Origin of the sequence: Microbulbifer sp. YPW1 (genome assembly GCF_013367775.1) — a bacterium.
In the GTDB taxonomy this organism is placed as follows: domain Bacteria; phylum Pseudomonadota; class Gammaproteobacteria; order Pseudomonadales; family Cellvibrionaceae; genus Microbulbifer.
In genome coordinates, this window is sequence record NZ_CP055157.1 from 3,879,756 (window position 1) to 3,901,282 (window position 21,527).

The window sequence follows — 21,527 nt, forward strand, 5'->3', positions numbered from 1 at the left end:
ATACTGGCCAAGCCTGATTGTACCGGGCACACATTGAGCCCCTCCCATAACCAATACGTAGTTCGCATAATATAGATTATGTTAAATTCAGTATTTGGACAGCGATAAGGATCGAGAACTCAATTAGCCGAGGTTTACACGCCTTGTGAATACACGTCGTGAGGTGCCGTAAAAACTGTCACGAAAACCCTGTTTCTGGCGCCTGAAACGCTGGGGAATGTGGGTGTTCTCCAGTAGGATTCGCCCTCTTTTTCGAGGGGGACTTTATGACTACAGGAGAACAGATTTTTCACGCCATTGAACGCCTTTCTGTTGCACTCTCCAGCTGGGAGGAATTCAAAATGACGTTAAAGGATGCCTTTTTGAATGAGGGCACGGAGTACAGTCTGGCGGAGCAACTTGTCGGTATTATCGATGAGCATCTGAAAGCAAATTATAGCGGCGACTATCACTTGAGTCTGGTGCGGTTGATTACTAAGCAACACGACTCCGAACAGTCGCTCCTTCAGAATACGGCGGTGACGAGTGCATTCCGTCAGTACATGTCGTTCTACGTAGATGCGTCTATTCCGGAACCGGCGTACGCCATCCACCATTAAGGTGTGTCGGCATTATCAGTGTATTCGGCTCTCATCTGCTTGAGAAAGTCGGGAATACGGGATTCCAGCCAATACCGCGGTTGCCATAGGCTGCCACTGATAAAGCCGACATGCCCGCCGCGCTTGCTGACTTCCAGGGTGACTTCACTACTGATTTCGTCGCTGGTGGGAATTGCGCTGGGACAGACAAATGGGTCGTCCTGCGCATGAATAATCAGCGTTGGTGTGCGAATATTTTTGATAAACGGTTTGCTCGACGCGCGCGTGTAGTAGTCATCTACGCCGCTAAACCCGTGCAGTGGCGCGGTAAATTGATCATCGAAGCTCCTGAAATCACTAAAGAACCTCGATTCATTCAATACAGGCATCTGCTGCGCGAGTTCCGGATCTCGCGCCTTGTTGCGTAGACTCTGCTTCAGGCTCTGCAACAAGTGGCGCTGGTAAACCTTGGAGAACCCCTGCCCCATACGGCGGCTGGAAGCGTGCAGATCCAGCGGTGCAGACACAGATACGGCAGCTGACAACAGCGTCTGGTTGCCATCTTCACCCAGCCACTTCAACAGCACGTTGCCACCCAGTGAATAGCCAACGGCCATCAGTGGTGTACCGGGAAACTTTTCCCTGAGGTGTCTAGCCAGCCAGCGGGGATCTTCGCTATCGCCACTGTGATAAGCACGCGGCAATAGATTGGGCGCGCCGCCGCATCCTCGAAAATGCATGACGGCGACCTGAAACCTCTTTTCCAGCAGTGACTGCATTAACCCCTGCACGTAAGGGGATTCCACGGACCCCTCGAGGCCGTGAAGTACCAATACGATGGGCCGATTGGGATTATCTTCAAGCTGAGTCGGCGTATGAAGCGCTAGGCGGTCATTGTCTGGGGTGGTAAGCCACTGGCACTGGGTTCTGATCCAGGGTCTGGGCCGATGGAAGCGCGGGAATATGGTCTGCAGATGACAGTTGCCGAGCCCGACCGCAGGCTCAAATGGCTGGACGCTCAAAGTACTTTAGCCCTTCGTACATTAGGAAGGGCTGCAAGACTACCGCCGGACCGAATGCTTTGCCAGTTCAAGATGCCTCGGGCGCGGTAACTTTTTCGTAAAAACGGTAACCGCCATCCGACAGAATGGAATACACAATATAGGGTTCGAAATCCCCGCCACGGTACATGCCGGGGCTGCCCTTTGGCATTCCGGGTACGGACAGACCAATGCTGCCTTTAGGCGGGTTGGCGAGAAATTGCCGGATCAGGCGCGCCGGCACATGTCCTTCGAACACGTATTTATTATTCCAGACCCCGGTATGGCAACCCTGCATGGTTGCGGGCACACCCCATTGGCGTTTGAACTCAGCAGTATCCAGCCCGTTCTCACTGCTTACGCTGAATTGATTTTGCTCGAGATGTTTCATCCAGTCTTTGCAACACAGGCAAAACGGGGACTTGTAGACCACAATATCGGCGTTGGCGTCCTGCTCTGCCACGCTCTGATTGGTGCTGCATGCGGTGATAAAACTGACCGACAGCAATAACGCAAGGTTGCGAATTTTTCGAATGAAGGTACGGCTATTAGAGAACTTCGGCATAGTAAATTGCATAGTGCTGCTTATTATCTGTCCAGTAGTGCTTGGGACTAAAACCGGTTTCCTGAAGTAGTGCTTTCAGACCCGGAAGCGTATATTTATGGCTGTTTTCTGTGTGAATAGTCTCCCCTTCCCGAAATTCGAAGTCCTGTCCTGCAACCGCTACCGTCTGATCCTTCAGGCTTACAAGGTGCATTTCTACCCGCTGGCGATGGGCATGGTAAAAGGCCCGGTGGGCAAAGGCGCTGGTGTCAAAATTGCCGTTTAATTCACAATTGATGCGCGATAGCAGGTTCTTGTTGAACAGCTCGGTTACGTGCTCGCTGTCGTGATAGGCGCGCTCCAGAACGACCGAATCTTTTACCAGATCCGCCCCCAGCAGCAGGCCGTCCCCGGCTTTCAGGAACCCGGAAAACTGTCGCAATAGCGCAGCAGCCTGTTCGGGTGTGAAATTACCGATGGTCGACCCCGGGAAAAAAATAACCTTTTTGTGTGCGGTTACCGGCAGATCCGCCCAGGCTTCAGGCGCGGTGAAATCCCCTATCACCGGAGCAACCTCGAGCGCGGGTAATCGGGCCTGAATCCGCTGCTGGGCAGCGAGCAGAATTTCCGGGGATATATCCAGCGGGTAATAGGCCTGGGGCGAATCCATACAAGCCAGCAGTGGCTCCGCTTTTTCGCAGTTGCCCGCACCGGGCTCTACCAGAACCACTGATTCGCCAAGCAGATCAGCCATTTCGGGCAGGCATTCGCAAAAAATATTGGCCTCGGTGCGAGTGAGATAGTAATCCTCCAGCTCGCAGATTTCTTCAAAGAGTTTTGATCCGGCCGCATCGTAAAGATACTTACAGGGTAGTGTTTTTTGACGCCCAGAGAGGCCCGCCAAAACATCAGCTTCGAACTCCTGGAGGTAGCCGCATTGCACAGCAACCCCCTGCTCTGTCAGTACTGAATTCTGAACGGCCATGTCCACTATAAATCTCCTGCCAGTCGGATACCGGTAAATTGCCACGCTTGATGCGGATAAAAGAAATTACGATAGCTGATTCGGATATGATTGCGCGGTGTGATGCAGGAACCACCGCGCAGAACCATCTGATTGCACATAAACTTCCCGTTGTATTCGCCTACGGCGTCGGCACTTGCCCTGAAACCCGGATAGGGTTGATAGGCGCTCGAGGTCCATTGCCAGAGGTTCCCCAATAGCCGAGGCTCTGAAGAAGCTGTGGTCTCCGGGTGGGGCTGATAGCGCCCCGCTTCGAGCATATTGGCGCGACCAGCGGCATCCTTGCGGCAGTGCAACCAGGCGGCAATCTCCCACTCGAATTCCGTCGGCAGTCGATGTCCGGCCCAGCTCGCAAACGCATCTGCTTCGTAAAAACTCACGTGGCACACCGGCGCCGCCAGATCCAGCGGTTGCAGTCCGCCAAGGGTGAACTGATACCAGTCGCCGTCAATTTCCCGCCAGTACAGTGGGGCCTGCAACCTGCCCTGTTGCACATGCGCCCACCCATCCGAGAGCCACAAGCGCGGCTCCTGATAGCTCCCATCCTGAAGAAATTCCAGATATTCGCCATTGGTGATCAATCGTGACTGCAGGCGAAAAGCCTGCTGATAGCGCAGGTGCGCCGGACCTTCGTTATCGAAACAGAAATCTTCGCCGTCGCAACCCACGGTGTAATTGTCTTCGGGCACCTCAAGCCATTCGCTCGGCAAACTGCCCTGCCCTCTGGGATCACTCTCTAAATCATCTCGGTAGGCGGGCAATATGGGGTTTAATGAAAACGCATGCTTGATATCGGTAAGCAGCAATTCCTGGTGTTGCTGTTCGTGGTTGAGACCCAGCACCAGTAAATTGGCGTGTTCCGTGGATACATCTTCCTCTGTCAGCCACTGCTCAATGGCGCGATCAATGCTGCGACGGTAGGCGAAAACCTCTTCTATGGAGGGGCGTGACAATAATCCGCGCTGGGGTCGTGAAAACGGTTGCCCGAGTGCGTTGTAATAGGAGTTGAACAGGTGGTGATAGGCGGAATCGAAGGGGCAATATCCCGGCAGAAGCGACCGCAGGATAAATGTTTCGAAGAACCAGCTGGTATGGGCCAGGTGCCATTTACTGGGGCTGGCGTCCGGCATCGACTGCAGCTGCATGTCTTCCGACGTCAGCGGGTCCGTGAGACTCTCCGTTTCACTGCGGACCTTTTGATACTGTCCCAGTAAGGCGGCCCGCTCATCCAGAGATAGTTCTCTCTCGGGTTCCTGCCAATACAGGTGTGGCGAATTTTCAGTTACCTCCGAACCCGCTTCTGAAATCAGAATCATTCTTTGAGCCGTCAACTGCGCTGGTTGCTATTGATCATACATCCATTGTGGCGCTTTCCCATGTGGATGCAGTGATTCTCGCGGCAATTGGCGCCAGGAATTTCGTCTGTCCCATTTATCTTCGGACACAAAAAAGGGCCGGCAATGCCGACCCTTTTCCTGCTTCACACTAGATGTGATCAGAAGCGAACGGTGAAGTCCGCGCCGTACATACGGGGCATGAAGCGCCACGCGGGGCTGGCACCAATCGCAGCACCGGTACCGCCATAGCCACCAGCGATCTCTTCGTCGGTGACGTTCTGCACCCACAGGGCTGCAGAGTAACGGTCGGAGGCGCTGCTCCAGCCTGCACGCAGGTTCATCAGCTTGTAGTCCGGGATCACACGAGCCGGGTCGCTGATTGAACCAACACGCTCGTCGGTCCAGTTGTAATCACCGCGCAGCACGACATTCGCGCCGCTTGCCAGATCCCAGGAGTATTCAGCCATCAGGTTGAACTTGTTCTCCGGGGTTCCCACGCGGGGCTGGCCTACGCGAGAGTTTTCCTCTTCGGTCTCACCGATAGACTCGATGATCTGGTAGCGGGTGTACTCGGTATCCAGGAAGGAGTAGTTACCGGCAATAAACAGGTTGTCGGTAGCCGCCCACTGCACTTCAAATTCTGCACCGCGACCTTCAGCATCGGCGTTACGCAGGTAGTAGTTCGGAATCGGTGCGCCAACGAGGTCCAGCTGCTGCAGGTTGTCGTAGTTGTATGCGAATACAGATGCATTGAAGCGCACAGCGTTGTCGAACAGGCTGCTCTTCATACCAATTTCGAGGTTGGTAACGCTTTCCTGATCGAAAGACGGATCAATGCCTGGGGCTGCGCTGAAGCTGTTGAAGCCGCCCGCTTTGAAGCCGTCTGCCAGGGAGATGAACGTCATTACATCGTCGTTCCAGCGGTAATCCAGCACAACACGGCCAGACAGGTCGCTCCAGGAATCGTCCAGCTTCTGGTTCAGGTTGGCTACGCCGTTGTTGTTGAACGCGATGCCGAACGGAATTTCAGCAACCTGGCCCGGAGGCAGGGTGATAGCGCCAAGAACGCTGCCATCAGGCCCCATCAGGGCGACATCGCCACCGACGAATTCGATCGGCAAGGTGTTCTGGTAGCTGCTTACGATGGAGAAGTCTTTCTCGTCCGCGGTATAACGCGCACCTACGGTCAGGTCCATCTTGTCGGTGAGGCTCCAGGTTGCATCACCGTAGATCGCCGCCGAGCGGTAGTCACCTTTGTTCAGTACGGATTCGTTCCACGGCGTGTCAGCCATTACCCACGGGGTGATACCAGCCATCAGCTGTCCGATCATCTGATCGCGATTCAGCATGCTGGCGGTAACAAAGGAAGGAGCACCCAGTGCTTGCAGCAGCGCGTCGGCCTGTCCGGATTGCAACATCAGATCGTAAATGAAGGTGGAAACCGCAGCACCTTCAAGTCCGCCGGCAATCATCAGCTGGCGCTGCTGGTAGGCAGCATCTTCGAGCTGGGTAGTGGTCAGGCCTGCACCTGCGTAGGCAGCCTTGACGCCTTCATACACGGCGAAAGATTCCAGAGAACCCGCGGTGAAGTATGCGTCGGTAGTGTGCTCCAGCTCTTCGCGCGAATAAGATGCGCCCAGGGTCCACTTCAGGGTATCTGTCGCACCGTTCAGGCGGAACTCCTGAGAGAACTGGGTCTGATCGTCGAAGTTGGCGGAACCGAACATGTAATCAGGGTTGGCGGTACCGTCTTCGTCCTGCTGCAGGTGCGCTTCAAAACCGCGGTAGGCGGTAATGGAAGTCAGGGTGACATTTTCAAAGTCGTGAATCACAGACACAGAGGTGCCCCAGGAATCGCGATCTTCGATGGTCGGCGTATCCAGTGCGTAATCGCCGAAAACGTCGGTGCCGCCCGCTTCTGCCTCAAGCGATGGAACGATAGAGGTACGCAGTGCGCTACCCTGGTCCATGATGCCGTATTCGGCACGCCACAGAACTTCGGTATCCGGAGTCGGTTCCCACAGCAGGGATGCGCGATAGGTCTGGGTGTCGACATTACCTACTTCGAAATCGTTCGCCAGGTTATCGGCAAAGGAATCGCGGCGGTTGGTGGACGCGGTAAAGCGACCGTACAGGTTGTCGCTCAGCTGACGGTTGACCAGCAGATCTGAAGACTGGCGACCGTAGTTGCCGGCGGTCAGGTTCAGCTCGGTGGTATCGTCGGCCTGGGGCTTTTTGCTGATGATATGGATCGCACCACCAGTGGCGTTGCGGCCAAACAGCGTGCCCTGCGGGCCTTTCAGTACTTCGACACGCTCGATATCCGCAAGGGGGATCTCGGCACCAGCACCGCGACCGGTGTATACACCGTCCACATAAACCGCTACCGCCGGGTCGGAACCCACGGTGAAGTCACCGGTTTCGATACCGCGCACGCTATAGGTAGGCTGCAGCGGCGTATCGTTGTTCATTTCGACGCCCGGGGTGAATTTACCCAGGTCTGTCAGATTTTTTACACCCATTGCCTTCATGCTGTCGCCTGTGAAAGCAGAGATGGCAATTGGTACATCTTGCAGGTTTTCCGCGCGCTTCTGCGCGGTAACCACAACCTCTTCGATCTCCGCAGCAGATGCGGTGCCGCTCAGCGCTGTGGTTACGGCGATGGCTGCGGAGAGGGAGGATATAGTGAAAGATCGGTTTTTACCGGACTGATTGGCGTCGTACATCATCGCGTCCTCGCGTTTTTAGTTATATGAAAAGCGTGATGGAAAGTTATCTTTATTGATAGTCAAGTTCGGCCATCTTAAGGGTACAGCTGTCCCAAGAAAAGCTTGTTATGACCTTTTTGCCGTGACTGGTCAGTTTCGCTGCAAGATAATGTGACGTATTGCGCCATTTTGGCATTATTCTCAACGTAAAGTATTAGTTTGTGACCGGAATAAGTCTATCGGTACCCATTTATGATCCGTACAACACTGTTAGACTGAGCTGCCCCCGCGGCACCGAAAGGCGCCCGCGGGTCCCAAAATAACGACTCTGAATTTGAAGCGAGAGACCTTGTGATGATGGCTCCCACTCCCTGGCCGAGACGCGTACTGCGCGGCTTGCTTGCCCTTTCTGTCCTCTTATTACTGGTTGGCCTGGCCGCCTGGCTGTGGTTACGCCAGAGCCTGCCGCTGCTGGATGGCGATCTCGCCACCGGTCAGCTGGAAAACCCGGTGACCATCGAGCGCGATGCCCAGGGTATCCCCTTCATAACCGCGGAATCCCGTAGCGACTCCGCCTTTGCGCTGGGCTTCCTGCACGCGCAAGAGCGTTTCTTCCAGATGGATCTGCTGCGCCGCAACTCCGCCGGTGAGTTGTCAGAGCTCGTAGGCGAAGCCGCTCTCGATCACGATCAGGAAGTGCGGGTCCATCAATTTCGTGCTCGTGCTGAACGCAATATCGCCGCCATGCCCGCAGAGGACCGGAAAATCCTTCAGAACTATGCCGACGGTGTGAACTATGGCCTGTCGCAACTGGGCGCGGCGCCGTGGGAGTACGCCCTGCTCCGGCAGGAGCCTCGCACTTGGGTCCCTGCAGACAGCCTGCTCACCATTTTCAGCATGTATATGACCCTGCAGAGCCACACCGGCAACTTCGAACGCCGCGATAATGCATTGGCGGAATTGCTGCCCGGAGACCTGTATGCGTTCTTCGTGCCCAAGGGCGGAATCTGGGACGCGCCATTAATTGGCGATGCCCGTGGCCCACTGTCACTCCCGCAAACGGACATTGCTGCGCTGGTCGAAGACGGCGCGCCCATGGCGCACCAGGAAATGGAAAGCGAAGACATGATCTTCGGCAGCAATAACTGGGTAGTCGGCGGCGCTCTGACCGAACACGGTGCCGCGATCGTCGCCGATGACATGCATCTTAAGATCACCGTGCCCAATATCTGGTACCGCGCTGGCTGGAATGTACCGGGCACAGAATTTGAAATGCGCGGCGCCTCCCTGCCGGGCGGCCCGATCATCGTGGCCGGCAGCAACAGTAAAGTGGCGTGGGGATTCACCAATACCACCGCGGATTGGGGCGACCTGATTCCCCTTGAACTCTCGGAAAGTGGCAACCAGTACCGTACGCCCGATGGCTGGAAAGACTTCGAAACGGTCAAAGAGAAGATTGCTATAAGCGGCAAGCCCCCGGCTATGTTGGAGGTGCGCAAGACCATCTGGGGACCGGTTGTCGGCAAGGACCACAAGGAAAGGCCCCTCGCCTACCGCTGGGTTGCCCACGATGTACGCGGTGCAAACCTGAACCTGCTGAAGCTGGAAACAGCGGCAAGCACCCGCGCCGCAATGGATCTCGCCCCCGAGCTTGGCATTCCTCACCAGAATTTCGTGCTGGGCGACAGTGAAGGCAATATTGGCTGGACCGTGGCAGGCCCAATCCCCCGACGTGTTGGGCTGGATGGCAGCCGCTCGGTGAGCTGGGCGGACGGTACTGCGTACTGGGATGGCTATCTCTCCCTGCAAGAGCAGCCGCAGGTGTACAACCCGCCCTCGCACCGCATCTGGACTGCCAACGCGCGCACCATGGACGGGGAATTCCTGCGTGTGATGGGGGATGGCGGCTACGCGCTGGGTGCGCGCCAGCAGCAAATTCGCGATGACCTGTTTGCCCGGGAACGCTTCACGGAGCAGGATCTGCTCGACATCCAACTGGATGATCGCGCTGTCTTCCTTGGGCGGTGGCAAAAACAACTCGCTGGATTACTTGAAGGTGTCGACGAGTATCAGGAAGTGTACGAACAGGTAAAAGACTGGGGCGGTCGCGCCAGCGCCGACTCTGTTGGTTACCGCATCGTGCGTAATTTCCGCTTGCGCTTTATCGATCTTTCCACCGCACCGGTACTGACCTTCATGCAGCGCTACGCACCGGATTTCAAGTTTGGGCGCGTCAACCGCCAGGTGGAGTATCCCGCATGGGAAATGCTGTCAGCAGAGCCAGAGCATCTGTTGAACCCGGAATTTGAATCCTGGCAGGCGCTCAAGTTCGCCGCCCTGGATCGGGTACTCGAAGATATGGCGAAAGATGGGCTGCCGCTGGCAGAACAGACGTGGGGCGTACAAAATTCTGCCAAGATTCGGCATCCGCTGGGGCGGGCCATTGAAGCCGTCAACTGGTTCACTGCGATGCCGGCCGATCCACTGCCTGGCGACTCGCACATGCCGCGCTTCCAGTCTTCGACCAACGGCGCCTCTGAACGTATGGTCGTGGCACCGGGACACGAGGAGCGCGGCATCTTCCATATGGCAACCGGGCAAAGCGCCCACCCCCTGTCCCCATTCTTTGGCAACGGGCACCGGGACTGGGTAGAGGGCAATCCCTCCAGCTTTACCGAACAGTCCGCGGCTTACGTATTAACCCTGCACTGAACTGGCGCCCGCGCAAGGGCGTAGCTCAGGCGGTTTCGTCGAGGATGGCGAAAGAAAGGAAGGATGTGAAAAGCCCCAGTCCCAGGACAAACGGCAACAGGGGAAAGCAGATCATGAGCAGGGATGCACCGATCCAGAGGTTTTTCACCCAGGTCCGCTTGATGCGATAGGCGCGGGTGTAGCGACGCAAATGGCTGTCGTTTTCATCAGGCAACGCGATCTCGTTTTCCTGGGGCAGAAAGCTGCGCACCAGAAGAGTGCAATAAAAACGAAGCAACATCCACAACATAAAACCACCACTGGCAAACACCTCTCTCAGTATAGATAGGGGTTTGCCAATGTATGGGGTCAGGGATGCCGGGCGTTAAAATTCCTTGGCAGACATCTGGTTACTGATACCAGCCCAGGCTTTCGCGCAATGTCACTACACCACCGATGATGGTAAGCGCCGGCGCCTCCACCTTGTGGGTCTCGGCCAATTCCGGCAGCGTGGCAATGGTGCCTACAATTACGCGCTGATCCCGGGTGGTGCCCTTCTCTACCAGTGCTGCAGGCGTATCCGCATCCATGCCATTCGCAATCAATTTTTCAGAGATGGTCGGAAGTCCGGTGAGGCCCATGTAGAAAACAAGGGTCTGGTTTTTGGTGATCAGCTCTTCCCAGGGCAGCACCAGATCGCCCTGCTTGAGGTGCCCGGTAATGAACCGAACCGACTGGGCGTGATCCCGGTGGGTCAGTGGGATGCCGGAATAAGCAGAGCAGCCGATGGCGGCGGTAATACCGGGGACTACCTGAAACGGCACGCCAGCTTCGGCAAGCTTGTCGATTTCTTCGCCTCCGCGGCCGAATACAAATGGATCGCCGCCCTTCAGGCGCAGGACCTTCTTGCCCTCTTTCGCCAGGTCCACCAGTAGCTGATTGATGTCGTCTTGCGGTACCGAGTGGAACTGCTTCATCTTGCCCACATAGATACGCTCGGCGTCGCGGCGCACCAGTTCCAGTACCTCGGTAGATACCAGCCGGTCGTAAAGCACCACATCCGCCTGCTGCATCAGACGCAGGGCGCGGAAGGTGAGCAGATCTGGATCACCAGGGCCTCCGCCGACCAGATACACCTCGCCGCTCGGCGCCGGCTTCTCTTCCCAGCGACCCAATTCTTCCAGCAAAGCCTGCTCGGCTTCCGCCTTGTGGCCGCGTTCGATCTGGCCAACGATGGGACCATTGAAGACCCAGTGCCAGAAATCTTTTCTCTGGGGTTCTGGCAGCGCAGCCTTGACCTTATCGCGCATTCGTCCAGCCAGCTCGGCAATCAGGCCCAGGCCGGGAGAAAGCAGGGTTTCTATCTGGGCGCGCAGCATGCGCGTGAGCACTGGTGCAGAGCCGCCACTGGAAATGCCGATGGAAAGCGGTCCGCGTTCGACAATGGAGGGGAAGGTAAAGGTGCAGTGTTCCGGTGAGTCCACCACATTGACAGGCAGGCGACGGGCCCGGGCATCCTCGGATACCTGGGCGTTGACGTCGCCGTCTGCGGTGGCGGCGACGATCATTTCGGCGCGGTCGAGTAGATCCTTGCGATAGGTTCCGACGATATACTCACCGCCGCTCGCCATCACCAGTTGGCGCAGCTCGTCGGTAATATCGGGAGCAACGACAATGAGTCGCGCCTCCGCTTTGCTGAGTAAACGCGCTTTGCGCGTGGCGATGGCACCGCCCCCGACAATGAGGCAGGGACGGTTTTTCAAATCAAAAGCGAGAGGCAGGTAACGCAAGGTTCTAATCCATACTGCTTAGCCGATCTTTGATGCACCACCCATGTAGGGGCGCAGTACTTCCGGCACCTCGATACTACCATCGGCCTGTTGGTAGTTTTCCAGTACCGCGATCAGCGTGCGACCCACCGCCAACCCGGATCCATTCAGGGTGTGCAGCAATTCTGGCTTACCCGTTTCCGGATTACGCCAGCGGGCCTTCATACGCCGGGCCTGGAAATCCCCCATCAGGGAGCAGGAAGAAATCTCACGGTATTTGTCCTGAGACGGAATCCAAACTTCCAGGTCATAGGTTTTGGTTGCACCGAAACCCATATCGCCACCACACAGCACCACGGTGCGGTATGGCAGGTTCAGTTTCTGCAGAATGTTTTCTGCGTGACTGGTGAGCTGTTCGAGCGCGTCTTTGGATTGATCCGGGCGGGCAAACCATACCAGCTCGACTTTTTCGAACTGGTGCTGGCGGATCATGCCGCGGGTATCGCGCCCGTGTGAGCCGGCTTCGGAGCGAAAGCAGTTGGTGTGGCTGACAAACTTGTGCGGCAGTGAAGCGGCGTCTTCGACGATTTCATCGCGGTACAGGTTTGTGAGCGGTACTTCTGCGGTAGGAATGAGGTAGAAACCACGCTCATCCTCCAGCTTGAACAGATCCTCAGCAAACTTGGGCAGCTGTGAGGTTCCGTACAGGGAATCGCTATTTACTATTACCGGCACATTGGCTTCTTGATAGCCGTGCTCTTCTACATGCTGATCTAGCATGAACTGTGCCAATGCACGGTGCAGCTTGGCCACCTTGCCGGTCATTACCGCAAAGCGGGATCCGGTAATTTTGCTCGCCACTTCGAAATCGAGACCACCCAGGCTGCCCCCGAGATCCACATGGTCACGCACTTCAAAATCAAAGCTGCGCGGCTCGCCCCACTGGCGCACTTCCACGTTATCGTCTTCATCTTTACCCTCGGGCACAGATTCGTCCGGGATATTCGGGATCGCCAGCAGCACATCGTCGAGCTGCTGCTGCAGTTCGCCGAGCGCCTGCTTGGCTTCCGACAGCTGACCACCCAGGGACTCAACCTCTTTCAACAGCGGGGCGATATCCTCGCCGCTGGCCTTGGCCCGGCCGATGTTTTTGGATTTGCTGTTGCGCTCATTCTGCAGGGACTCTGTGCGTACCTGCAGCTCTTTACGCTGCTCTTCGAGCTGCTCCAGCTTGGCTTTGTCCAGCTGCACGCCGCGCTTGGTCAGCGCCGCTGCAACTTCGTCGAGTTGGTTACGAATCAGTTTAGGATCGAGCATGGTGTATTGATTACCGCGTTACAGATATTTCATTCCCAGGGAGATGGCCGTTGCGGTTGCGGCCAAGCACACCAGGAGGCTGGCCACAACATAGGCCAGCGCCGTCAAAGGCTGGCCATTGTGCCACAACATCACTGTTTCCAGCGAGAAGGTAGAAAAGGTGGTGAGAGCCCCAAACAGGCCGGTCATGATCATCAGGCGCCACTCATGGCCGAGCATGCCCCGCTCCACGATCACAACGTAGGCAATACCGATCAGCAGGGAGCCAACCACATTGACGATAAAGGTGCCGAGCGGAATCCGGTTTTCGAATACCGGAAAGGCCCAGAGGCCGACCAGGTGACGAAGGATTGCGCCGATGGCGCCGCCAAGTGCGATTGCTATCCATTGCATGGGAAACTCCCGGAAAGGTGTGGTGAACTGCCAATTGCGGGAGGATTTTAGCGCTTTTCTGCTTCCGAATGTTGTGCGGGCGCGTAGCGTTGCTGGTCACTGGCCTGATTGAGTGCCCGCAGGCGCTCGAGCTTTTCTTCGATCCTGAGTTCCAGCCCCCGGTTTACCGGATAGTAATAGCGACGGTCGGCAATGGCCTCGGGGAAATAATTCTCGCCCGCGGCAAAGCCATCGGGCTCATCGTGGGCGTAACGATACTCCGCACCATGCGCCATCTCCTTGGCCAGCTTGGTGGGCGCATTGCGCAGGTGCACCGGAACCTCGTAACTGGGCTCGCGCCGAATATCAGCCAGCACCCGTTTGTAGGCACTGTAGACCGCGTTACTTTTGGCGGCGACGGCAAGATAGGCCACCGCCTGGGCAATGGCCAGCTCCCCCTCCGGGCTGCCCAGGCGCTCCTGCACATCCCAGGCATTGAGTGCAATTTCGAGGGCGCGTGGATCGGCATTGCCGATATCTTCACTGGCCATGCGCACCACCCTCCGCGCTACATACAGCGGATCGCAGCCACCGTCGATCATGCGCGCAAACCAGTAGAGCGCGGCATCCGGATCCGAGCCGCGCACGGATTTGTGCAGTGCGGAAATCTGGTCGTAAAAGTAGTCTCCACCTTTGTCGAAGCGCCGTACATCTGCGGTGAGCACTTCAGCGAGCACCGCCTCGTCAATGACCTGCCGCCCGCCCTCTTCCCGCGACAGGTCGCAGGCAATTTCCAACAGATTGAGTGCACTGCGGGCATCGCCGTCGGCACTCAGGGTGATCTTGTCGAGAACCTCGGGGGCCATTTCCACATTGCGGGCCTTGAGCTCGTCATCCTCGGCCAGGGCGCGCCGCAGCAGGCCGCTGAGCTCATCCTGACTGAGGCTGCGCAACAGATACACCCTGCACCGGGAAAGCAGTGCGTTGTTGAGTTCGAAGGATGGGTTCTCGGTAGTGGCACCCACAAATGTCACGGTACCCTCCTCCACATAGGGAAGGAACGCGTCCTGCTGCGCCTTGTTGAAGCGGTGCACTTCGTCCACAAACAGGATGGTGCCACGACCAAACTGGGCCGCGTGTTGTTCAGCCTCCGCCACTGCCTGGCGGATTTCCTTTACTCCGGCCAGAACCGCAGACAGCGTAGCAAAACGCACATCGCACTCTTCCGCCAGCAGGCGGGCAAAGGTGGTTTTGCCCACGCCGGGCGGCCCCCACAGCACCATGGAGTGGAGCTGGCCCCGCTCTACCGCTTCGCGCAGGGGTTTCCCCGGCCCCAATAAATGCGACTGGCCCACATAGTGGGCCAGAGTTTGCGGCCGCATGCGCGCGGCCAGAGGCTGATGCCGGGGTGGCGATTGAAACAGATCACTCATCGCGAATAACGTCGGTCCCTTTGGGCGGCTTGAAATTGAACATGTGCGAAGACAGCCGGGGGTTGGCCTGCAGGCCGTTGAACCGGATATCAGTGGTCTGCCCCATGCCGTCGCGTACGGTCATGGTCTCCGGCAGGCCCTGCTTGTCGAAGCGGATTACCATGGACTTGAACGGCGCAGAGGCGCGCTTCGGGGTCAGGTAATAGGCACCCTTCTTGCTCTCGACACTGAAGGAACCGCGGATGTCCTCCACTTTGCCACCGAGCAGCAATGCCGGTGTTTCCTTCATACGATTGTCTACCGGGCGCACGGTGACCTGCTCCAGGTCGGGATCATACAGCCACAGCTGCTTGTTGTTGGTCACCAGCAGTTGCGGGAAAGGCTCGCCGGTCTGCCAGCGCAATTTACCCGGGCGCTGCACGGAGAAATTGCCGCTGCTTTTTTGCAGGGTTTTGCCTTTCTGATCCTTGAGGGTCTGGCGGAAATTGCCGGAGATAGAGCCCAGCGGCTGCAACAGCCGGCTCAGATCTTCACTGGCATCGGCCTGTGCGCCGACAGCGCTCATGCCCAGGCCCAAACTCATGCCCAGTGAGGCGAGGAAAATGCTCAGTTTGCGTCTCATAATGCCTTCCAGTCTGCTATTCCGAGAGTGTCCTTAAAGCCTAGACGGCGCCAAGTGAACCCGGCCTGAACCGGGTCACGATTTACCCGCATCACGCGGGTGGCGGTGCCAACACTTCCCGGTTGCCGTTGGGCTGCTGGGCCGAAACCACGCCGGCCGCCTCCATCGCCTCGATCATGCGCGCGGCGCGATTGTAGCCGATACGCAGCTGGCGCTGCACCGATGATATGGACGCTTTGCGCGATTTGGTCACGAATGCCACGGCCTCGTCGTAGAGGGCGTCGGTCTCCGGATCGTCCTCTCCCCCCTCGGTGGTCATCCCGGGCACTGGAATGCTGTTATTGGAGTCGTCGATGATGCCGTCGATGTATTCAGGCTCGCCGCGACGGGCCCAGTCCGCCACAACCTGGTGCACTTCATGGTCATCCACGAAGGCCCCGTGCACCCTTATGGGCACTGCTGTACCCGGCGGCAGGTATAGCATATCGCCGTGGCCGAGGAGCTGTTCAGCACCCCCTTGATCCAAAATGGTGCGCGAGTCGACTTTTGAAGAAACCTGGAACGCCATACGGGTCGGTACGTTCGCCTTGATCAAGCCGGTAATCACGTCCACCGACGGGCGCTGGGTAGCGAGCAGCAAGTGGATACCCGCGGCACGGGCCTTCTGCGCGATACGCGCAATCAGCTGCTCTACCTTTTTACCGACGATCATCATCATGTCGGCAAATTCATCGATCACCACCACAATCGCCGGTAACGGCTTCAGGTGGGGCGCCGTCTGTTCCGCCTCCGGGACGCTGGACATGGGGTCCGGCTGCCAGATCGGATCGATCAGCGGCTCTCCCGCAGCGATCGCGTCTTTCACCTTGCGGTTAAAGCCCGCCAGGTTGCGCACACCCATGGCGGCCATCAACTTGTAGCGGCGTTCCATCTCGCCGACACACCAGCGCAGACCATTTGCCGCGTCGTTCATATCGGTGATGACCGGGGTCAGCAAATGCGGGATACCTTCGTAGACCGAGAGCTCGAGCATCTTCGGGTCCACCAGAATCAAGCGCACCTCATCGGGCGTGGATTTGTACAGCAGGCTCAGCAGCATCACGTTGATGCCCACGGACTTACCGGAACCCGTGGTGCCCGCCACCAGCAGGTGCGGCATCTTGGCCAGGTCAGCAACGACCGGCTGGCCGGAGATGTCGTGCCCCAGCGCCAATGTGAGTGCGGAACTGGCCTTGTCGTAGACCTCGGCACCGAGCACTTCCGAGAGGCGCACCATCTGGCGGTTCTCGTTCGGGATTTCGATCCCCACAACGGATTTACCGGGGATCACTTCAACCACCCGCACGCTGATTACCGCCAGGGAGCGGGCCAGGTCTTTGGCGAGATTGGTAATCCGGCTGACTTTCACGCCCGGTGCAGGCTGAATCTCAAAGCGCGTAACCACAGGGCCCGGGAGCACCGAAACGACCTCCGCTACGACACCAAAGTCCTTGAGTTTCAGCTCAAGAAGACGCGACAGTGCTTCCAGCGCCTCGCGGCTGAAGCCGGCTTTCTTGTTGGCATCGGGCACATCAAGAAGGGATAACGGCGGCAAAGTTCCGGTAACGGGGCCCTTGAACAGCTCGCCCTGCTTCTCCTTTACTGCCCGCGGGCTTTGTTTGACCGGTGGCGCAGAGGGCGCAATTTGGGGTGGCAAGCGTTTCGCTGTGCGCTGCTTTTCCTCTTCTACGGCAGCCTTGCGTACAACCACCGCTTCTCGCGCGACACGCTGCTCTTCCCGCTCCTGGCGCGCTCGCGCCAAACGACTACCAATCCAACCGAAAGCTGCGAGGACGCTGCGGCCAATATCTTCGAACAATTTGAGCCATGACATACCGGTGAATACGGTCACACCGATGGCAAAAGTGGCGAGCAGCAGGATTGTTGCCCCCACGTAGCCGAGCCCAAGTTCCATAAAAGTCGAAACTGCGGCGCCAATGATACCGCCATTGGAAAATGGCAGCGGATCGGCCGACTCCGCGAAACACAGCGTGGCAATCGCTGCACCGGAGACCAGCAACACCAACAGTCCGGCCACACGCAGCGCAAACAGCGGTGCATGGAAACGTGCGTTTTTGTCACGCAGGATGCGATAGGCGCGCCAGCCGATCAGCGCGGGGAACAGATACGCCATCCAGCCCAGTAACGACAGGCACACGTCGGCGAGCCAGGCGCCCGTGGGGCCAATGGCATTTTCGATCCCGGCACCGCTGCCGGTATGCGACCAACCCGGATCTCCGGGGTTGTAACTGAGCAGGCTGATGCCCACCAGCAATGCACCCGCCAGCAGGGCGATGAGCGCGCCCTCACGAACGATGCGTGCAATCAGAGAGTCGGGAATCGCGGCCGCAGATTCGGTTTCACTTTCAGCCTTCAATGGCTTACCTCGGTCACAGTGTTCAGGGTTGCTCGCCTTCTTGTTGGTATAGCGGCGGCGTCAGGGTTTCTGTGTACTACAGCCTCGGGGTAATTGCTACCGGAGGGTTATCCTAGAAACCACTTAAAGTATCAACTTTACATTTAAAATCATATGCTTACAGGTACTTGTTCACGCAACATATGACGCAAATCTAGAAATTGCATAAACCCGCCAACTGCCTCAGTTGCACGATTTCTGTCCCGCAGGTATTGGGTGGCTGGAGGCGACAACACGATTTGAGCTATCTATAAAGGTGCGCAATGAGATAGATAAGACCAAACTATTTGGTCGCGTATCCCCCTTCTTCTATCATTGCCGCAATTTTTGCACTGGCCACCCGCCCCGCTGCTCGAGCTACATTGATCAGCTTCAGCCCGCCCTTGAACAATGCGCGCGGGGGCGCCATGATCCGCGCAAGCAAAATTTGTCGGGCGCCTTAATCAGTGCTGTAAGACATACAGAATCACCAATCCAACATCGAAGTATTGTGAGTCCAGTCATGAGCAATCATCACCGTCTGATCATCCTCGGCTCCGGCCCTGCCGGTTATACCGCGGCCATTTACGCCGCTCGCGCCAACCTGAACCCGGTTGTTATTACCGGCATGCAGCAAGGTGGACAGCTGACCACAACCACAGAAGTGGAAAACTGGCCGGGTGGTGTACACGACCTCCAGGGCCCCGATCTGATGGTCCAGATGCAACAGCACGCGGAGCGTTTTGACACCAACATCATCTTCGATCACATCCATGAAGTTGACGTGAAACAGCGCCCATTTACCCTCAAGGGCAACGAAACCTACACCTGTGACGCGCTGATCATCGCTACCGGCGCATCCGCCCAGTACCTGGGCTTGCCATCTGAAGAAGCCTTCCAGGGCCGCGGCGTCAGCGCCTGCGCTACCTGTGATGGGTTCTTCTACCGCGACCAGAAAGTCGTCGTTGTCGGCGGCGGCAACACCGCGGTCGAAGAAGCACTGTACCTTTCCAACATTGCCAGCGAAGTGACCCTGGTGCACCGCCGCGACGAGCTGCGCGCAGAGAAGATCCTGCAGGATCGCCTGATGGAAAAAGCGGAAAACGGCAACATCAATCTGTGCTGGCACCACACTCTGGACGAGGTCCTCGGCGACGATAACGGCGTGACCGGTGTTCGCCTGAAGAACGTACAGGACGGCAACACCAAGGAAGTCGACGTATCCGGCGTGTTCATCGCCATCGGCCACAAGCCGAACACGGATATCTTCGAAGGCCAGCTGGAAATGAATGGCGGCTATATCATTGTTGAGAGCGGACTGAACGGCAATGCCACCCAGACGTCCGTACCCGGCGTGTTTGCCGCGGGCGACGTGTCCGATCATATCTACCGTCAGGCAGTAACCTCTGCAGGCACTGGTTGTATGGCTGCACTGGATGCCGAGCGCTTCCTGGATGCACAATAACGGGCTTGACCGGCCCAACGAAAAGGCGGCCTTCGGGCCGCCTTTTTTGTGCGCAGCAGTCCAGACAACCGGGGACAGAGACTCTTGACCGACAACGCAAATGAAATTCTTTCACTACTGGATCCTGATCAGGTCGGTTTCCCGGATACCTCCGCGGCGCTGCACGACCCCAACGGGTTACTCGCAGTCGGCGGGGACCTGACTCCGGAGTGGCTACTGGCAGCGTATCGCCGGGGTATTTTCCCCTGGTTTTCAGATGACCAGCCAATCCTCTGGTGGTCCCCTTCCCCACGCTGCATAGTTCGCCCCGAATCCACCACATTCAGCCGCAGCCTGCGCAAGGTGATACGCCAGGGGCGCTATACGGTCACTTTCGATCAGGCATTCGCCCAGGTTCTGGATGGCTGCGCGGCGCCCCGCGCACAGGAAAGCGGCACCTGGATCACCGAGGAGATGCGCGAGGCGTATCTCGAGATGCACAAGCTCGGTCACGCACACTCGGTAGAAGCCTGGCTGGATGATGACCTGGTTGGCGGTCTGTACGGTCTTGCCATCGGGCGGGTGTTTTTCGGTGAGTCGATGTTTCACCGCGCGACCGATGCCTCGAAAGTCGCTTTCGCGCATCTGGTTCGCCAGCTTGATGAATGGGGATGTCGATTGATTGATTGTCAGGTGACGAACCCGCATCTGCAGAGCCTCGGGGCCACAGAGGTGTCCAGGGCGGAATTTGAGGACCTTCTGGCCAGGGAAGTTGCGAGCACCGGCTTCCCTGCCACCTGGCCACCGCGACCCGCGAACACCCTTTTCGAGCGCCCCTGAAGCGATATTTGGGTGGCCTGGTTTGTGTTTTTGCTGACCGCAAATTACCCTCGGGTCTATATTCCAACGGGGATTGCAGCGAAATCCCATTGAGAGCGCATTTGGCAAAGATAAAAATGACCAGCAATTCCGATCGCCACTGCGAGAAGCCTGCATGAGTCAGTATTCGCAGCTCGACTCGGTCCGCCTGCTGGCCACCATGCCCCATCCCTGTGGCTACCTGGAAAACCGGGAAGCCACCACCGTGTTCGTTGACCCGCAGACCCCGGTAGACCCGAGACTATACAGCCGCCTTTCAGAACTGGGCTTCCGGCGCAGTGGAAATTACCTGTATCGCCCCCAGTGCACCCACTGCCAGGCCTGCATCCCCGCCCGGGTGCCTGTTGAACTGTTTGCGCCGAACCGCAATCAGCGACGCTGCTGGCGACGCAATCGCGATCTGGACGTGTTTCATCGTCACGACATCGATACAGATGAACATTACGCGCTCTACGCCCGTTACATCGAACAGCGGCATCACGATGGGGAGATGTACCCACCCAGTCGGGAGCAATTCCGCAGCTTCCTCAACAATGCTTGGGGCACCACCCGCTATATCGAGTTTCGGGCCAGGGATCAGTTGGTAGCGACTGCCGTTACCGACGTGCTTGCCGGCGGCGTTTCCGCGATCTACACGTTTTACGATCCGGAGCAGACCAAGCGGAGCCTCGGCAGTTACTCGATCCTCTATCAAATCGAGTGGACCCGCCGTCTCGGGCTTCCCAGCCTTTATCTCGGCTACTGGATCCGCCAAAGCCAGAAAATGGCCTATAAAAGCCAGTTCAAACCCCTCGAAACCCTCCAGAACAACCGCTGGACCCTGAGTACCGACTAGACTCAGCACTAGGCTGGGCAGTTACTGCCAACGGCCCGGAATCCGCAATTCCACGGGATTTAAGTGCGACGCAGGCTTCCACTTGGCCTGCAGGCACTTTTCGTGCAAAATGCACGCCCGTCGTACCGCCGGGCCCCAGAATCTGACGACGCAGGGCCATAAAAACGTGGCGGAAAAGCTAGTACACATTTATCAAAGGTTGCTGCCGCATGGCAAAAGACGATTACATTGAAATGGAAGGTGAGGTGATCGACACCCTGCCCAACACCACATTCCGCGTGAAACTGGAAAATGGACATGTGGTAATCGCGCACATTTCCGGCAAGATGCGCAAGAACTACATCCGCATCCTCACCGGTGACAAGGTCAAGGTAGAACTGACCCCGTACGACCTGAGCAAAGGCCGTATCACCTACCGCGCGCGCTAATCCCGTCCGGTACTCTGCCGGGAGCGGTTCCCGCTCAGTCCCCAAGATTGAGCGAGATATAAAAAAGCCACC

The 21,527-nt window shown here is 57.4% G+C and carries 18 protein-coding genes; 6 read left to right on the plus strand and 12 right to left on the minus strand.

The genetic code is table 11. The features are described from left to right. Positions 1-266 precede the first annotated feature (266 nt). Complete coding sequence (locus tag HUW35_RS15735; protein WP_181253177.1) at positions 267-599, plus strand: hypothetical protein; 333 nt, start codon at positions 267-269, stop codon at positions 597-599. Here the strand turns inward: HUW35_RS15735 and HUW35_RS15740 are convergent. From HUW35_RS15740 to HUW35_RS15760, 5 genes are all read right to left on the minus strand, one after another. Beyond that, positions 596-1,600: a hydrolase gene (locus tag HUW35_RS15740; RefSeq protein ID WP_181253178.1), complete on the minus strand. Its 1,005-nt coding sequence runs from the start codon at positions 1,598-1,600 to the stop codon at positions 596-598. The two genes, HUW35_RS15735 and HUW35_RS15740, sit on opposite strands and share 4 nt — an antisense overlap. Before the next feature lie 67 nt (positions 1,601-1,667). Continuing rightward, on the minus strand, positions 1,668-2,183 hold the full coding sequence (locus HUW35_RS15745) for a DUF411 domain-containing protein (RefSeq protein ID WP_181253179.1): 516 nt from the start codon (positions 2,181-2,183) through the stop codon (positions 1,668-1,670). Next, on the minus strand, positions 2,167-3,147 hold the full coding sequence (gene egtD / locus HUW35_RS15750) for an L-histidine N(alpha)-methyltransferase (RefSeq protein WP_181253180.1): 981 nt from the start codon (positions 3,145-3,147) through the stop codon (positions 2,167-2,169). The genes HUW35_RS15745 and egtD overlap by 17 nt, the downstream gene beginning before the upstream one ends. 5 nt (positions 3,148-3,152) lie before the next feature. After that, positions 3,153-4,502 (minus strand): ergothioneine biosynthesis protein EgtB, encoded by a 1,350-nt coding sequence (gene egtB / locus HUW35_RS15755; protein WP_181253181.1) that lies wholly within the window; start codon positions 4,500-4,502, stop codon positions 3,153-3,155. A gap of 179 nt (positions 4,503-4,681) precedes the next feature. Beyond that, entirely contained in the window at positions 4,682-7,252 is a 2,571-nt protein-coding gene (locus HUW35_RS15760; RefSeq protein WP_255463340.1) for a TonB-dependent receptor, read from the minus strand. Positions 7,253-7,585: 333 nt separating this feature from the next. Here HUW35_RS15760 and HUW35_RS15765 point away from each other — a divergent pair, with 333 nt between their 5' ends. Next, positions 7,586-9,943, plus strand: a complete 2,358-nt coding sequence (locus HUW35_RS15765; RefSeq protein WP_255463341.1) for a penicillin acylase family protein — start codon at positions 7,586-7,588, stop codon at positions 9,941-9,943. Positions 9,944-9,968: 25 nt separating this feature from the next. Here HUW35_RS15765 and HUW35_RS15770 read toward each other — a convergent pair whose 3' ends face one another. The 7 genes from HUW35_RS15770 to HUW35_RS15800 all read right to left on the minus strand — a co-directional run bounded on the left by HUW35_RS15770 (position 9,969) and on the right by HUW35_RS15800 (position 17,851). Further along, positions 9,969-10,232, minus strand: a complete 264-nt coding sequence (locus HUW35_RS15770; protein ID WP_078085013.1) for a hypothetical protein — start codon at positions 10,230-10,232, stop codon at positions 9,969-9,971. 100 nt (positions 10,233-10,332) lie between these two features. Continuing rightward, positions 10,333-11,712 carry a siroheme synthase CysG gene (gene cysG / locus HUW35_RS15775; RefSeq protein ID WP_181253182.1) on the minus strand — a complete coding sequence of 460 codons (1,380 nt, stop codon included), beginning with the start codon at positions 11,710-11,712 and terminating at the stop codon, positions 10,333-10,335. An 18-nt stretch (positions 11,713-11,730) separates the two neighbouring features. Then, positions 11,731-13,008 (minus strand): serine--tRNA ligase, encoded by a 1,278-nt coding sequence (serS, locus tag HUW35_RS15780; RefSeq protein WP_181253183.1) that lies wholly within the window; start codon positions 13,006-13,008, stop codon positions 11,731-11,733. An 18-nt stretch (positions 13,009-13,026) separates the two neighbouring features. Then, entirely contained in the window at positions 13,027-13,401 is a 375-nt protein-coding gene (crcB, locus tag HUW35_RS15785; RefSeq protein WP_181253184.1) for a fluoride efflux transporter CrcB, read from the minus strand. A 47-nt stretch (positions 13,402-13,448) separates the two neighbouring features. Continuing rightward, positions 13,449-14,813, minus strand: a complete 1,365-nt coding sequence (locus HUW35_RS15790; RefSeq protein WP_181253185.1) for a replication-associated recombination protein A — start codon at positions 14,811-14,813, stop codon at positions 13,449-13,451. Beyond that, positions 14,806-15,435 carry an outer membrane lipoprotein chaperone LolA gene (gene lolA / locus HUW35_RS15795; RefSeq protein WP_181253186.1) on the minus strand — a complete coding sequence of 210 codons (630 nt, stop codon included), beginning with the start codon at positions 15,433-15,435 and terminating at the stop codon, positions 14,806-14,808. Before lolA ends, HUW35_RS15790 begins: the two co-directional genes overlap by 8 nt. A 91-nt stretch (positions 15,436-15,526) precedes the next feature. Next, the gene (locus HUW35_RS15800; protein WP_181253187.1) at positions 15,527-17,851 is read right to left on the minus strand and encodes a DNA translocase FtsK; all 2,325 of its coding nucleotides are present in this window, start codon (positions 17,849-17,851) and stop codon (positions 15,527-15,529) included. A gap of 541 nt (positions 17,852-18,392) precedes the next feature. Here HUW35_RS15800 and trxB point away from each other — a divergent pair. The 4 genes from trxB to infA all read left to right on the plus strand — a co-directional run bounded on the left by trxB (position 18,393) and on the right by infA (position 21,455). After that, positions 18,393-19,334 (plus strand): thioredoxin-disulfide reductase, encoded by a 942-nt coding sequence (gene trxB / locus HUW35_RS15805; RefSeq protein ID WP_181253188.1) that lies wholly within the window; start codon positions 18,393-18,395, stop codon positions 19,332-19,334. Between the two features lie 84 nt (positions 19,335-19,418). Beyond that, positions 19,419-20,153 (plus strand): leucyl/phenylalanyl-tRNA--protein transferase, encoded by a 735-nt coding sequence (gene aat / locus HUW35_RS15810; RefSeq protein ID WP_219932605.1) that lies wholly within the window; start codon positions 19,419-19,421, stop codon positions 20,151-20,153. 154 nt (positions 20,154-20,307) lie between these two features. Further along, on the plus strand, positions 20,308-21,027 hold the full coding sequence (locus tag HUW35_RS15815; protein ID WP_181253189.1) for an arginyltransferase: 720 nt from the start codon (positions 20,308-20,310) through the stop codon (positions 21,025-21,027). Between the two features lie 209 nt (positions 21,028-21,236). Next, entirely contained in the window at positions 21,237-21,455 is a 219-nt protein-coding gene (gene infA, locus HUW35_RS15820) for a translation initiation factor IF-1 (protein ID WP_010130378.1), read from the plus strand. Positions 21,456-21,527: the final 72 nt, after the last annotated feature.